Origin of the sequence: Aeribacillus sp. FSL K6-8210 (assembly GCF_037963925.1) — a bacterium.
Taxonomy (GTDB): Bacteria; Bacillota; Bacilli; order Bacillales; family Aeribacillaceae; genus Aeribacillus; species Aeribacillus composti.
This window is the reverse complement of the sequence record NZ_CP150172.1, coordinates 2,088,505-2,103,125: the sequence shown is the minus strand read 5'-3', so window position 1 is coordinate 2,103,125 and position 14,621 is coordinate 2,088,505. Positions and strand designations below refer to the sequence as shown.

General features: G+C 38.6%; 12 protein-coding genes, 4 pseudogenes and 1 CRISPR repeat array. Of the genes and pseudogenes, 13 read left to right on the top strand and 3 right to left on the bottom strand.

Translation table 11 applies throughout. The features are described from left to right. Window positions 1-34 precede the first annotated feature (34 nt). Window positions 35-781 (top strand): HNH endonuclease, encoded by a 747-nt coding sequence (locus tag NSQ41_RS10105; protein ID WP_339209841.1) that lies wholly within the window; start codon window positions 35-37, stop codon window positions 779-781. Window positions 782-908: 127 nt separating this feature from the next. On the opposite strand, the pseudogene NSQ41_RS10100 reads toward NSQ41_RS10105, so the two are convergent. Continuing rightward, window positions 909-2,267: pseudogene (locus NSQ41_RS10100) on the bottom strand (transposase). 886 nt (window positions 2,268-3,153) lie between these two features. On the opposite strand from NSQ41_RS10100, the gene NSQ41_RS10095 reads away from it, so the two are divergent. From NSQ41_RS10095 to NSQ41_RS10050, 10 genes and pseudogenes are all read left to right on the top strand, one after another. Further along, entirely contained in the window at window positions 3,154-3,609 is a 456-nt protein-coding gene (locus NSQ41_RS10095; RefSeq protein ID WP_094245930.1) for an HI0074 family nucleotidyltransferase substrate-binding subunit, read from the top strand. Further along, a complete protein-coding gene (locus tag NSQ41_RS10090) occupies window positions 3,596-3,892 on the top strand; it encodes a nucleotidyltransferase domain-containing protein (RefSeq protein ID WP_003397908.1) in 297 nt (98 codons plus the stop codon). The genes NSQ41_RS10095 and NSQ41_RS10090 overlap by 14 nt, the downstream gene beginning before the upstream one ends. Window positions 3,893-4,447: 555 nt before the next feature. Further along, a complete protein-coding gene (locus NSQ41_RS10085; protein ID WP_339209839.1) occupies window positions 4,448-5,464 on the top strand; it encodes a Wadjet anti-phage system protein JetD domain-containing protein in 1,017 nt (338 codons plus the stop codon). Continuing rightward, window positions 5,446-7,249 (top strand): annotated as a pseudogene (locus NSQ41_RS10080) (hypothetical protein). The gene NSQ41_RS10085 and the pseudogene NSQ41_RS10080 overlap by 19 nt, the downstream one beginning before the upstream one ends. Window positions 7,250-7,517: 268 nt before the next feature. Then, a complete protein-coding gene (locus NSQ41_RS10075; RefSeq protein ID WP_339211612.1) occupies window positions 7,518-7,622 on the top strand; it encodes a hypothetical protein in 105 nt (34 codons plus the stop codon). Window positions 7,623-7,755: 133 nt separating this feature from the next. Beyond that, complete coding sequence (locus NSQ41_RS10070) at window positions 7,756-7,908, top strand: hypothetical protein (RefSeq protein ID WP_339209838.1); 153 nt, start codon at window positions 7,756-7,758, stop codon at window positions 7,906-7,908. Between the two features lie 110 nt (window positions 7,909-8,018). Beyond that, complete coding sequence (locus NSQ41_RS10065) at window positions 8,019-8,372, top strand: hypothetical protein (protein ID WP_339209836.1); 354 nt, start codon at window positions 8,019-8,021, stop codon at window positions 8,370-8,372. Next, window positions 8,366-9,472 (top strand): hypothetical protein, encoded by a 1,107-nt coding sequence (locus NSQ41_RS10060; protein WP_339209835.1) that lies wholly within the window; start codon window positions 8,366-8,368, stop codon window positions 9,470-9,472. Before NSQ41_RS10065 ends, NSQ41_RS10060 begins: the two co-directional genes overlap by 7 nt. 248 nt (window positions 9,473-9,720) lie before the next feature. Then, window positions 9,721-9,858, top strand: a pseudogene (locus NSQ41_RS10055) (PD-(D/E)XK nuclease family transposase); the annotation flags it as partial. Window positions 9,859-9,888: 30 nt separating this feature from the next. Next, a pseudogene (locus tag NSQ41_RS10050) lies at window positions 9,889-9,987 on the top strand (nucleotidyltransferase domain-containing protein); the annotation flags it as partial. A gap of 106 nt (window positions 9,988-10,093) precedes the next feature. On the opposite strand, the gene NSQ41_RS10045 reads toward NSQ41_RS10050, so the two are convergent. Further along, entirely contained in the window at window positions 10,094-10,504 is a 411-nt protein-coding gene (locus NSQ41_RS10045; RefSeq protein ID WP_339209834.1) for a DUF86 domain-containing protein, read from the bottom strand. Beyond that, the gene (locus NSQ41_RS10040; RefSeq protein WP_111646590.1) at window positions 10,494-10,901 is read right to left on the bottom strand and encodes a nucleotidyltransferase domain-containing protein; all 408 of its coding nucleotides are present in this window, start codon (window positions 10,899-10,901) and stop codon (window positions 10,494-10,496) included. The genes NSQ41_RS10045 and NSQ41_RS10040 overlap by 11 nt, the downstream gene beginning before the upstream one ends. A gap of 208 nt (window positions 10,902-11,109) precedes the next feature. Then, window positions 11,110-11,802: a CRISPR direct-repeat array (repeat unit 28 nt; unit sequence GTTTTTATCTTAACTATAAGGAATTGAA). 313 nt (window positions 11,803-12,115) lie between these two features. Here NSQ41_RS10040 and NSQ41_RS10035 point away from each other — a divergent pair. Together NSQ41_RS10035 and NSQ41_RS10030 are read left to right on the top strand one after the other, a co-directional pair. After that, the gene (locus NSQ41_RS10035) at window positions 12,116-12,277 is read left to right on the top strand and encodes a hypothetical protein (protein WP_339209833.1); all 162 of its coding nucleotides are present in this window, start codon (window positions 12,116-12,118) and stop codon (window positions 12,275-12,277) included. Window positions 12,278-12,646: 369 nt separating this feature from the next. Further along, the gene (locus NSQ41_RS10030) at window positions 12,647-12,922 is read left to right on the top strand and encodes a 2TM domain-containing protein (RefSeq protein WP_094245893.1); all 276 of its coding nucleotides are present in this window, start codon (window positions 12,647-12,649) and stop codon (window positions 12,920-12,922) included. The last annotated feature ends 1,699 nt before the right edge of the window (window positions 12,923-14,621 follow it).

Sequence of the window (14,621 nt, the reverse complement as noted above, 5' to 3'; positions counted from 1 at the left end):
GAACTCGCTAAAAGTTACTAGGAGAGATGATTGGATGAAGATTTACAAAGAATCTCTTAATATTTCAGTTCGCCAATGGCTTGAATTATTAAGAAATAAAGAGATTTTTCAAGAAGAAGATGTCGAGCTCATGATGATGCTTTATTATCAAACGAATTGCAAAGCGACGGGAAAACAACTTGCAAATCTTCTAAATAAAAAGAGTCATTCTGTCCTAAACCTTCAAATCGGAAGACTTGGAAAAAGAATTGTAAGTAAGCTTCAAGATGTGCAATTTCCAAGAGCAAAAGATGACACCATTAGATATTGGCATATTCCCTTTTTAGGAGAAAAAGATCGAAACACGTTTATTTGGCAATTGAGACCTGAATTAAAAGAGGCTATACGCATCTATGAAAAGGTAGACTTGAACGATAAAAGTCAAGAAACTCTTTTACCGCAAGAATTAGAAAATATCGAATTATACGAAGGCAGCAAAAAGCTGGTGGCTGTAAATCGATATGAGCGGAATCCTAAAGCAAGACAGTTATGCTTATTAAAATATGGGTACCAATGCTCTGTTTGTGAATTTGATTTTGAACAATTTTATGGCGAAATCGGTAAAAAATTCATCGAAATCCATCACATAAAACCATTAAGTGAAATAAATGAAGAATATCGAGTAAATCCTTTCGATGATTTAAGGCCCGTATGTCCTAATTGCCACGCCATGTTACATAAAGCCAATGTTTCTATCGAGGAACTGAGACGGATTATTCAAAAAAATCATCAACAACGGTAGCTATATAAGTTGAAATTTTGTTTTACATCCAGCTGATCACTCGCCACGTTATATCATATCAGCTTGTATTTAGATGAAAACCGAAACGAAAAAACGGAAATTCTTTATTGCAACTTATATATTAAACTCAACTTTCGCACACAGAAATATGCAGACAGTCCTTGATATAACGAGGTAAAGAAGTAATCCAATTGGACAGTTGACACTGAAAAATGTCCATACTCAAATAAACCTTAGCTTCAGCCAAAGTTTGGAAAAGAGAAATCAATTGTAGTAAAGCCGTTTTAAAGTCCATCTCCTTTACTTCGTCACATAGAAACAAGAATAAGTTGCCCATGGTCGTCGGATCCTCTTCTTTTCGAAGTTGCCAAGCAATCAAGATATACCGAGTGAAGACAATGGCAGTATGGCTAATCATCATGTCATAGGAACGACCTTGAAACTCTTTGGCTAAATGTAAAAACGATTTACTGAATTTAAAAAAGGTTTCGATGTCCCAACGCATCCCATAGATTCGAACGATTTCTTCATTAGACAGAGTAGTATCTGTACTCAAAATGGCCAGCCATTCACTTTGGTTGTTTCGATTCCGCACAAACACGATTTTCACTGGTAAACCCGTATGAAGGGTTGCGTGAATCGAGCCGAGTGTTTCTTTTTTGCCAATGTCTCGTTTCGCTTTTCGATACAGTTGTTCCAAGGTTAAACGTTCTCCGTTAAAAAGATACCGTTGTTTCAGCTGTTTGACCATGCCAATGACAAAAAGGCCTTTGGAGTGAATCTCCACCAACGGGGCATGAGTAAACCATGTATCCATGAGCACATAATCAGCGAAAATCCCTTTATCCAATGCATGTTCTACTAATGTCAACACCATGTTTGGTTTTGCTTCCAATGCCTCGAGCCGTCGTTTGTAGCCTGTGGTTCGTTTATCAATGGACGAATGGATTTCGTTCAAGCGATTCTTTTGGTTCGCTGAACTCAAAAGAGCGAAATCGATAGGTACAAATGTAAAGCCATCGGACCATCCGAGCGTTAATAGTTGAAAACCATTGACAAACTGACGAGTGGAATGATCGAATACTTTAGCTAGAAGCTCAACCGATTTACTACGGTTACGAGAATAAATCGAATCGTCTACAATAAACACGGTAACACGGCGCTTCGAAATCGTTTGTTTCACACGACGAATCACTTCGGAGCTCAGAGATAGTAAAAAGGTTCACCAGTTATACGTAGACGAGTTCAAAAAACGATAAATGGTATCTTTTCCTGGTAAATCGGCAGCCTTTTTGCTTTGTAAGGAGTGGTACCAGTTTCTGTATTGAAAAACAAGAAGAAATAATAGTTGAAAAATCGATAAACAAGAATAACCACAAGCCTTGATAATTCCTGCTTTTCTTAAATGATTACCAATTTGTCATTCAGAAAATCCGTCTTTTATTTCTTTTAGTAATTGCGCAAAATACTCTTTTTTCGTTATCATAATGGTGACACTTTTCTTTCTTTGGTTTTTGGTTTGGTCACCAATCGTTTACCAAAAGAAAGAGGTGTCTTCTTGTTTTTTAGACGAATTTTTTCAGTGTCAAGTGAATATGAGATACCCAAAGAAACCTATCGAATCAAGGATTATTCATAAATTTTTCACTGCGAAAGTTGAGTTATTTATTTTGTGTAAAAGTGTTCTAAAATATATTGAAGAGCTTTTGAATCCAGATAAAAACTCCCTACAATTAACCCTGTCAAATAAACAATGAAAAAAGAGCATTTCTGTTATATATAAATGTAACTGTAATTCAATATTTCGACTTCTCAAGAAACGTCTTAAGCGTTGTAGAACTTCTTCCAGACGATGTTCAATGTACTCTAAAAAACCGTTCACTCACATTTCGTAATCTTTGATTCCGAAAAAGTAGATTTTTTTTGAACGATGCCGAATGAGTAAGTATAAGTAGGAAAAAACAAAGAAGTCGCAAAGAATGAACATTCATATTCGCGTCATTTTTTACCAAGCTACGTATCTCAACATGCTCAGTGAATTTTTCGAGGATGAAATATGTGTCAATTTCAACTTTTTGAAAAAATGCTTTAAAGGCTAGGAGGAGGCTTTTTTTCTTAATTATGTTTTCGAGATTGATACTCATGACGCAAAAAATGCATCATTATTACAAGAGTGAAAATCTATTTTGTCGAATGTTTTAAATTTATACAATTTGGAATTTGAGTATGTCCATGGAAGATGTATTCATTATATTAGCAACCATATCAAGTTGTTGAACTTATGTCTTGTTTGTTTGAAAGTCATCAGAAGAAGCCATACATAGTTTTAGCCTTTTTGTGTTATTATGTAAGAGAAAGGCGGTAGATTGGGAATGGACGATTTGTTTGACAAATACAAAGAATCGATCATGTTGTCGTATCAATATGCATTTCGTTTATTGTTGCACTTAAAAAATGTGATTTCAGCATCGCAACAAATAACAAATGAAGACGAATTGATGAAAGAAGTGTATAGAGATTCGATTGTGAAAAAATATGAGATTTTAGAAGATCAACTTTGGAAGCTTTTATCAAAAATTTTTAAGTCATCCGGGCTTGAACTAAACAGTCCGCGGGCATGTTATCGTCAAGCTTTTAAGGAAGGATGGATTGAAAATATTGATGTATGGAACGATATACTGAGTTCGCGAAACGCAACTGCCCATGTGTATAACGAAGAAGATTATGAGCGAATAAAAAATAAAATCGTAAATGAATATGTTCACCAAATCGAAGCGTTGCTTCAAAAAATAAAAGAAGAAGTGATTGATAGCGATGTATGGAATTAATAAAAATGTATTTGAGCGGTTGCTTACGTATTTTGAAGGTGACAAAGAGATTCAAAAAGTTATTTTGTTTGGATCACGCGCAAAAAACACGGCACGCTATAATTCTGATATTGATTTGTGTCTTGATTATACCGGAAATAAAAAGGGGAAAATAATGGACGACATTGACGAGATTGTCGGCATTTATTCGTGTGATGTGCTGTTTTTTGACTCGCTGAATGAGGAAATAAAACGGCAAATTATGCGTGATGGAAAGGTCATTTATGCAAAGCCTCTGTCGTGAACTCAGTGTTCGAGAGTATGTGTCGAACATGATGGGACCCAAAAGTGTTCGCTAGGCGTTCTCTTTTCGGGTGTCCTCCCTTTTTCCGCAAAAAACATCCATGAGTAAATTTTACTCCCCACCCATACATGAAAATCAACTATTCCTTCCCATAATGGATGATGAACGCAAACAGTTTTGAAAGACGTTCTTGGCGAACAGTGACAGGCATTGTTTGTCAATATTGTAAAAAAGCTGCAGAAAGAGAATCCTTCCTCTGGAAGTTTTGTATGATTAGTGAAGTATGCTGAGGAGCGTCCGCATGAGGTTGCTATGTTGTTAAATCAGTTCATTTATTCATCTTTATTTCCTGCCTCAAACTTTGCGTAAAACTATAGTTTAATGAAAAATTCTCCTCAAGTTTTTTAGCTTAAAAGTGAAAGATGCTTAGCCCGGTGTTTCATCATCTTCCCTTGTTTTGCAATCCTCCTCAAGTTTGGGAACAATCATTCATACCCTCTTCTCTTGTTTTCTTATATAATAAGAGAAAATCCAGTTTGTAGGAGTGGAGCGAGATTGGAACCAATTGAAAGATTGCTAGCCGTTTTTCCGAAGCGGACGATTTCGTTAGGGGAGCTGGAACAGCTCATTCAGCCTTTTGTACGTACGTATGATGAGTTTTCCGAAATAATTTTGCGTCTGGAGGCGGAGCGGGTGCTTGACATGGTGAAGTCGAAAGGGCGGACAACGAGAACACCGTCTCTCGCTTTTCAATATCGCATTTATAAAAGCAGATTTATAGAAGACTATCATCATGAGCTGCAGCGCTATCAAAATCGGCTTCATCCGGCGATTCAGCTCGATGCCTATTACGGCATAGATCCGTCCGTTTGGAACAATGATGTGCCGTTCATTTTAAAAATTGACGAATATTTAAAGACGCATTCGTTACCGAGCGAACCCGTTCCCGCACCGGAGCACAGCATGGAGTTGGTCGGCGATGAGAAATGGATCACCGAAGGCGACGGGAAAAAGCTGCTTGAGCGAATCGGTCTTTTTGACCACCTTCTCATCATCCCCGTGTCCGAACCGTTAATGTTAGCCGTCCATCCGGCAAAAATAGCGGAAGTGGTCCAGCTCCACCTCATTGTTGAAAATAAAACGACGTATCAAGCGCTGCTTCCCGCGCTTCCAGACACCGCATTTTCGACGCTGATTTACGGGGAAGGCAAAGCCATAATTAGCAGCATCGAACAATTTTCGCTGCAATATCCGGTGAAAGCGGACCATCGTTTTTATTACTTTGGCGACATTGACCGCGAAGGTATTGCGATTTGGCATTCGCTTGCGAAAAAGCAGCCCGTTTCACCGGCGCTTCCGTTTTATCGGGCGTGTTTGCAGAAAGATCCGGCCAGCGGCAAGGACTATCAGATGGAGCGGGCGGACGCGCTTGACGCGTTTCTCGCTTATTTTTCAGCGGATGAAAAAAAGCAGCTTCAAGAGCTGTTGGCTTCCGGCCAGTACTATCCGCAAGAAATGTTGAAAACGAGGGAACTGCAACAAATTTGGAGGGAATGGCAGTGGACAAGCTAGAATTGGCAGGGGTGACGGACGGCTATCGCGAACGTATCAGAAGGCTTGCGCTGTTTGATCCGCTTTTTGATCTTGAGCGGAAGCGTTCAACTGACCTCAATGGGCAGCCGATTGATATGAAAGGGCTCGGGCTATTGGCGCTTTTATTTTTCTTTGAGCAAAAGCTGATGCGGCAGTATAAAACTGGGGTAAAACAGCTCGCGTCTTTTTTAAAAAAGCTAACGGAAAATGTGTACGTGTTAGATGACGAGATGTACGAAGACTTGGCGCGGACGATTATTCAAACGTGTTCGCCCGACGACGGGGAAAAAACGGAGTTATTCGTTTTACGATTGGGAAAAACGGGAAGAGAGCGCGATTGAATATTCCCTTTTAAAAGCGAACGATTTCAATGTGAAAACGAATACGCAATATTACACGCTCGATGAAGATGGGCTTGAGCTCGTCTTTGCGACGAAGGAGTTTTATAGCGAATTCCAGTTAGCGATTAACCAGTTGATGTTGCGGAAACGGTTGGAAAAAGGCGAATTTGCCGCGGCACTCAAGCAAATCAACGAAATGCGAATTGACGTCGAAACATTGGAAGAACGCATGACTCGGCTGAAGCATGAAATTCAGCGCAGCATTATTTCCGAAGAGACGTTTGAACGGTATAAACAGCTACTCGACGACATCTACAGTCGGCTTTCGCGAGAGGATGAGGAGTTCAAGGAACTGCGCGAATTCGTCAATGAAACAAGGGAACGCCTGTACGCGCGCGATGTTCATCAAAAAGAAGCGAAGACGTATGAACTTGTCTTAAAAATCGCCCGGGAATTAGAGTCGGTGCATTATGCGCATTCTGCTTTGCTTGACAAGGCTCTTTCATTAAAAAATACAACGCTCGTCACGGCGCAGGAGTCGCTTTATTATACGGGTCTGCATTCGTTCAATTTCGACCAAGACATCGTGTCATACATCGTTTCCACCCCGTTCCCCCCTCGAAGCGATGAAAGGGTTGCTCCACCCGTTTTTAAAAGTCGAAGAAAATCAATTTTGGTCGCCGCTTGCGATTTTTGCGGAGCAAAACATTACGGAAGAGATGGATAGAGCGGAAGGGATTCATACGCAAACGATGAGAGAACGGCTGGAAGTTTACGTAACCGCTCATCATACATTGAAGGATGTGATTACGGAATTGCAATATCGCACAAACTTAACGTGGAAAACGATTGGGGAAATTTTGACTGGCTGCAAACGCCTTGACGATTTTAAAAACAACCCGTAAAAGTTTATTGAAGAAGTGACGAAAATTATTCAGAGGGAAATGAGAATACTTTTAAAAGACGGCGTGAAATATTACAAATCGGTGATGATACTTATTACGCAGTTGAGCTGTTCCAAAACGAAGAGCTGCTTGCCTACTTGAACGATAACGCTATCCGAAGTGAAAAGTCACCTGATCATGTCGTTTACGATTCGGATATTGAAGCAAGCTCCGTCCGGCGCTTTGAAAACGACGAAAACGTCAAAGTATACGTCAAACTGCCAAGATGGTTCAAAATTGACACTCCAATCGGTTCCTATAACCCTGACGGGGCGCTTGTCATTGACAACGATGGTGAAGAAAAACTATATTTCGTTCTTGAAACAAAAGGCGCGGAAATTGAAGAATTTTTACGTCCCGAAGAAAGAGCGAAAATCGACTTCGCCCGCAAACACTCTGAAGCCGTCGGCACCAACATCGAATTCATCGGACCGGAGAAAGATGTGAATCAGCTTATGCTGCGGGCACTTAGCCGTTAATTATGACTTACGACAGAAGCTGTCAGGGCTTCTGTCTTTTTTGTTTTTGTGACAAGGTTCGACAGCCTTCTTTCTGAATGTAGATATAATCAAAATTAGAATTAAAGCTAGAAGAAGTGATAAACGATCGTTTATGTGATCGGTAGGAAAGGTGGAGATTATTTTTATACATTGCTTCTATTATGTCTGTTTGTCTTGCTAGTGAGATGGATTAAATCAAAAGAAACCGTGTGGGGGATCGTATGGGGAATATAAAGTTTGTAAAGGTATTGAAAAGATAGAAACGATTTCGTCGAGAAAATACAAAAGTTTTCACAACTTATATATTCCTAAGCACGATGGCACCACTTCACAGATTGATCATCGTTTCTGACAAAGCTTCAAAGGCTGTAGCAACTATCCGAAATGTAAGTTTACGCAAGCGGTTCATTAACTATAAAGGAGTCTTTTTATGAACTAAAATGGGAGTAGAAAATGGGGTTTTCTATTCACGAGGAAATGAAAAGATGATCACAAAAATATCCATTTTTTCTGCGCAAGCGGCATTTAAACAGTCATTTAAAATTCATCTTCAAGAAAGGTTTCTTGTGACAGAGAATAAGCATTTGCATGGGTATACAGCAGATCTTTGGGTGAAAAAACGAGAAGGTGGGCCATAATATGCCATATATTTAATGAATCGGCTTGCCAAGCTGTCCATTAAGACCAAATTGTCCGACTAAAACATCACGGTGCTGAAGACCAAGGACGCTAAGATTTTCTTAAACAAGTGGAGAAATTGGAAAAACTCGTTGCTGCGAAGGAGAATGTCCAAGGAATAGAAGTTTTGTTAATGAATGACCATTTGTATTGGTTAGAGCCAGTACGATCGAATACAGTAGACAGTGAGTTTCGCATTCACGAAAATCGCCTATTAACTGAGGAATTGAAATGGTTGGAACATGCTTCGAGGGGAACGAAAGAAAACCGTGAAGATCCGATCTTCTTAAAAGGGATGTATAAAATGCAATGGCATCATTACTGTACTGTAAACAATGAAAAGCACGGGGAGTTTCGGTATTTGGCGGTTCATGTAGGAAATCAGCAAACGATATGTAGCGAAAGGGGAGAGGCGAAATGTTAAGCTTTGAACATAAAAAATCGATTTTCCGTTCGTTTTCACAGCTGCAAGAGAAACCGATCAGCAAAGGCCGAATCAATTACGTTTATCCGGAAAGCCGGCAAAGAGGAAAAATATTGATCACACAGTTGAGTTCGAGCGGAAACGGGTACGTCAATGGCAAATATATGGATGGTAAAATAATAAAGGAAAAGGGCTATCAAGTTGATCCGAGAGGGTGGATCTGCATTAAAGATTTTTCAGAAGAACAGTTAAGGGAAGTCGTTGAGATCGCTATGATGTCCATGTCGGGGAAAGAAGAAACGGAAAGAGCGCATTCGGATGATAGCGGCAACGAAACGGAGTGGCAAGAGATAAGCGATCAAACGTATTTTGAACAATTAGTGCGCTCCTGCTTGTATAATTGGCTCGGTTATGGAAATATAAATGCCCCAGTTTGGTTTCTTGGCATTGAAGAAGGAGGTGCGGAAATATGGAGGAATAAAAAGAAAACGCTGGAAGAAAGTTTACGCATTCGCTCCACGTTTCGTCTGCAAATGGATTTTCGTCATGTGTGGGAAGATTTGTACAACATCTCTCTATCGTCATTTACAGGTCCTAACGTTTGGCATTATATGGCCGCATTTCTTTTGCAATTAGAAAGGGGAAATGTGGATGTTCAACATATTAATGATTATATCTTTTATTCCAAACGATTAGGCCGTGAGGATTCCAACCATTTTCTTGGGGAAATGATGCCGTTACCTAAACAATCAAAGAAAAGCATTGAACCTTATCAATCCATTTGGAAATCTGTAAATGATTATTATAATGAAGTAGCGAACCGGAGGCTTTCTTTAATCCAACAAACAATCATTCAACATCAAAATATAAAGCTTATTGTATTGTATGATCAAGAACTTACCAAAAAATTGCTGGAATACTTTGCGACGATTGAAATGATTAATAGCTGGCATTTTCGGAATGAGTCGTACAAGCTTTATAAAGTTTGGTTAGAGAATGAAAGGGATGTTTGGGTGCTTTCCACTCCTTTTTTTGGTAACGGAAGAGTTAGTTATGATGGAATAAGGGATGCGGCGAGACGAGTGTTAGATGTGTTATGAAATTACGATTAACACCGCTTCATCTCCTATCTTGATTGAATCGGTGCCTGACACAACCCGAAGTATATCGAAGATTGTTAAAATATCAGAAAAAGAGAGTCTGTCTGTAATATTCCAAAAAATCACCCGGCTCTCTTTCATTTTTTATTGTTCAAACTCTTGATTTCCCTTCTCATTCCGCTTTAATAAAATCGTATCTATATCCTCTAAAAAATTTCCTCAATGACAAAAGATACCTCGATTTGAAAATGGATTTTATGTTTAAGCAATTGTTCGGCCACCCAAGCCGAAAGTGAATTACGATCGCGTTTTTGAACGGGATTTTAAACCACACGGGCCGCGATCGGATTGTCGATGTGCAATATGAAAACACCGAGCTTCCAAAAGGACGGTATTGATTTGTACATTAATTGTACGGGAAACAAAAAGGAAAAATCATGAATAAGATTGACAACATTGTCGGCATTTATTCGTGTGATGTGCTGTCTTTCGATTCGCTGAATGAGGAAATCTAACGGCAAATTGAGCGCGATGGAATAATGATTTATGAGAAGTCTCTATCTTGAATTATGTCTTTGCTTAAATAATATGCTCGGACGGCGCGCATCTGCACCGCCCGCTTCACTGTTCATAAAAAAGAATCGCTTTCGTGAACTCGGTAAAGTCGATTAGATGGTGATCAAGTATTTTTTGCAAAATTGTCAAATTAATTTCCTGGTAGTCGTGAACGGCGATGTTTCTAAATCCGACCATCGCTTTCATTTTTTGTGAAAGAAAAGGAGTGATGATGTCGTGCTGTTCTAAAAGAGAAAAAGCGTCTCGACTGTTTTGGGGGAGGCCTAGCTTTTTCTGTGCGACCATGTGCATCGCCAGGTCGATGCTTGCTTCACATGCTCGTTGGAGATTTAAGATAATGGAGTCTTGCTTCGTGTAGTTTTCTAAATTTTTCGGGTTGTTCTCATATTCTTCGTGAATGCGCTTTATGCACCGCTCGATCACGCTAATTTTATTTAAAATGACATCATTTTTCATAAACCGACCCGCTTTCATTAATGTTTCGCAAGATTTCCGTGCGTTCTTCATTCAATTTTGCGTACATCTTCAAGGCTCTCCATTCATATTCGGCTTTTTTCTGTTCATTTGTACAATAGATGACTTTGCCGTTACTGACCACTTGCGCCTGAAACACGGTGCTTGCTTGTTTGAGGTCCACAAGATCGACGTCCCGGTGCAGCCTGGATGCCAATTCTTGCGCAACCATAAATCGCTCATAATGATCCAATTGTTTTTGGTCGCTGAGAAAAGCGATATCAATGTCGCTGTCTTGATGAACATGTCCTGCAACCGTTGATCCAAACAAATAAATCAAATATGGGGACACCGTTTCGGTCAACACTTCAATAATGATTGGCTCGATCTGTTCAGTCAACACTGCCCCTCCTTTTCTTCGCCCCAATCCGGGCCATTTTCTTTCATTATATTACTTTTTATTTCCTGCCTCAAACTTTGCGTAAAAGCTAAGGTGGTTCTTGAGCCCACGCAAATCAAAGGATTGATAAAATTTGACTCCTTCGTTAAAATGAAAATAACCAATCAACCATTTAAAACGAAATGCTTATTTAACGACATTTTCTGGGGTTTTTATCTTAACTATAAGGAATTGAAGCATTGCTCATTGTATATTTCTTGTGTTTTTTCAATTTGTTTTTATCTTAACTATAAGGAATTGAAGCACTGGACAATACCCTAGGTATTCCCCTTTTCTCATAATGTGCGTTTTTATCTTAACTATAAGGAATTGAAGCATTTTCATATTTTTGAAGTATTAGTACAGCTTTTGCGTTTTTATCTTAACTATAAGGAATTGAAGCCCTGTACCCCATGTAGACTATGCAGGATTTGATGGTTTTTATCTTAACTATAAGGAATTGAAACTAAATATCTTCAGCCAATCCTTTAATATGTGGTTCGTTTTTATCTTAACTATAAGGAATTGAAACTCCTCTCGCTTCGCCTACTTGCGCACTTAACCGCTTCGTTTTTATCTTAACTATAAGGAATTGAAACTAATAAGAACAAACGTTCTTTTTCGGGGTGAAAATCAGTTTTTATCTTAACTATAAGGAATTGAAACTCAAAATCGGCTTTTCGGATCTTCCTGCGAATTTTGGCTTTTATCTTAACTATAAGGAATTGAAACGAGATATTTGAAAAACATAACTGTACATTCAAGTCTGTTTTTATCTTAACTATAAGGAATTGAAAGTGGTGTTGGTGTTTCCTCACCGAGATTCGTAATATCGTTTTTATCTTACCTACAAGGAATTGCAAAACCAAACTAAAGGCCTTTACGTTTGATGCCTACCAATTGCTCCATTTATAGACCCTGCTGTTAAAAAATAAGGAATAAAAAACTTTGCGGCGGTCATATGATACATTTGAGATATAAAAATATTGTGCCGATATGATATTCAAAACAGTAAAATTGATGCAGGTATTTGCTTATGAAATATGAACAAGGTGTTTCCTTGTCTTCTAGATACAGGCATGGCATCAAGACCCCCATAAATGTAGATGTAAATCCTGCTGGGAAGTTTGAAAATTGGTCATTTCCTTCATGATTAGACGGATACCCCCATTTCAATGATGAAAGAGCTGTTTAAGACGCCACACCCTGTTCCAGTGAAAGAGGATGACGGTACGGTTGCCGCTTTGACAGAAAAAGATTGTTCAAAAGAATGCTACTGGATGTACTTGTTAGCCAATGGCGATTCAGCTCCAACCTTCTTGTTCTGGCCTCTCTAGATTAAAAAGCTCGCATCCATCCTGCTGAGAGCTTTGTGGTGTGCATTTCATTTGTGAAACGATTTCATTGAATGGTGACCCATATTTTTTGAAGCTTTTATTCGCCTTTTTCCTGCAAAAAATTTGTTAATCGCTATTGTTTAAAGAAGGAAAAATTACCCCTTTGTCGAATGGAGTAAAAGAAGAGAGGTAAATGCCGAAACTTAAGCAAATTTGTTGCGTTTACGGTTCAAGACTTATGAAAAACCGAATCAACAGCAGGTTAGAAATTGTTGTGCCTCATTCCCAAATGTAAACGGTGAAGGAAAATATTTTCAGCATTATGAGTGGCAACAAGGCTGTTCAAAAACTAAGCTATATAGGGGGGTGTTGAAAGTCGAAAAAGATGAAAAATATTTAAGGGCGAAAAAAAGAGTGGAAAATTTGAAAGCCTTTTATTTGCATTTCATTTCTTATGTTTTAGTGAATTCTATGCTTTTTGTTTTTAATTTAATTTCGGATCCCGGTAATTGGTGGTTTCAATATCCGCTTTTTGGCTGGGGGATTGGGCTTTTAGTACACGGCGCCTCAACGTTTGCATTTGGCATATTCGGGGAAGAATGGGAAGAAAAAAAGATAAAAAAATATATGGAAAAAGACAGGTAGAACATTTTAAAAGCGTTCGGAATCGAACGTTTTTTTGTGGAGAGTATTAAAATGGAACATCTAAAAGATGCACCCTGTGAGGTGCATTTCAAACATTACAGTATGGAGAGTTGAATTATGTTTCGTCTATTTCATAAGCGGTGCTTTTTGTGTAAGCGAAAAACAAAAACTTACTATCATTATGTAGACCATAACGGAAATAGTATGAAAGTTTGTCCGGAATGTGCAGTATATGCGGAAAGAAGGGCATTTAGAAAAAAAGTGTAGGCACCTTTTGAAAGGTGCTTTTTCTTTTCCTTCAAAACTCAACTTCAAAGGAGGGAGCTTTTTGTTAAATACTGCACAAGCAACGGGTAAGAGCAAGAGCCAAAAGCGCTGCTAAAATCGATTGGAAACCGCTGCAGAATCAATGTTGAAGCGAACAGCAGCTGATAAATTAGCCAAAATTAAGTTTAGTAACCCATAAAATAATTATGTGAACTAATATAAAAAAAGTTGCGACTCATTCATCATATGGATATAAATGGATGTATTGCAACTGATGGGGATTAACTCAAAGTATGGATATTGTTGAGGAAACAGGTTGGAATGGGTTGATAAAAAGAAAGCTTTCTGATCTTGGAGGATGGCCGCAGACAACATCCCAGAGGATGGCGAATCAGAAGACGAAAAATTCCTTTTGTATACATTGAAACATCCAGAGGGCACAAAAATCCTTTGTTCACAATAAACGCATCGGCATTTTGCAAAGGAATAGTTGCTTGGTCTGTATCGGCTTAATTTATGGTGTCTCCAATGAAAATCTGAACATTAGTGTACTTTTGAAATGCGAAATAATGATGGAACCTCTTGAGGTTATGGCGTTAAGGGAATTTAAACAAAACAACGCCCCCCTTAATAAAAGAGGGCGCATTGTGTAATGTCATTTAGCAGCACTTAGAAGGGTATCCTGGATCAACAATTACGTTTCTTGTAATTGGTCTATAAATATGTCTAGGAACATTGACAATATTGAAACGATTAATCCTTACAATTGGATGAATATAAGGAACTACACGTGGAATGAAACGGTCGCAAACCACATGTTTAGGCGGACAGATAATGGGTCTAGTATGACCAAACATTGGAAACTCACCTCCTAGAATATCTATATACATTAAATGTATTAGCAGGGCTTTTTGAAACGGACAAATATCACAAGTTATATAAAAAATTCATCTAATTGTAAAATATTGTAATATTTGGTATCGGAAGAGCATTCATAGTACGCATTTGAAGAGAAATTTTTGTTCGATGTGTTGACGTTAAAAGACGTCCAGATATCCCGCTTTATGTAGAAAGCTAAATTTGGAATGATCGGGATCAAATCCATTTGCCAGCTGCTGGAACAAAAAAGAGTTCAGCAACAGAAGAGAAAATGAACTGTTATTATGTTTACTAGGGACAGGAGAAACTCATTAAGTGAGGGGCTATAAGTTTTCGTGTAACCGATTTATCAGCTCCATCAGAGCGGGGTATTATGATTTAAACAAATGTGAACGGCTCATTTCTTTGTTCTACAAAAGCACAGATCCAACGCTTTTATGCCATATTATGCAAAAAATTGCTATGGAGACTTCCCAACTTTTTAACAGCAGCATTGGAATTCCACTTCTTTCAAATAATTGCTTAGAGAAAAAAGCTATCGTCTAAAACGGCA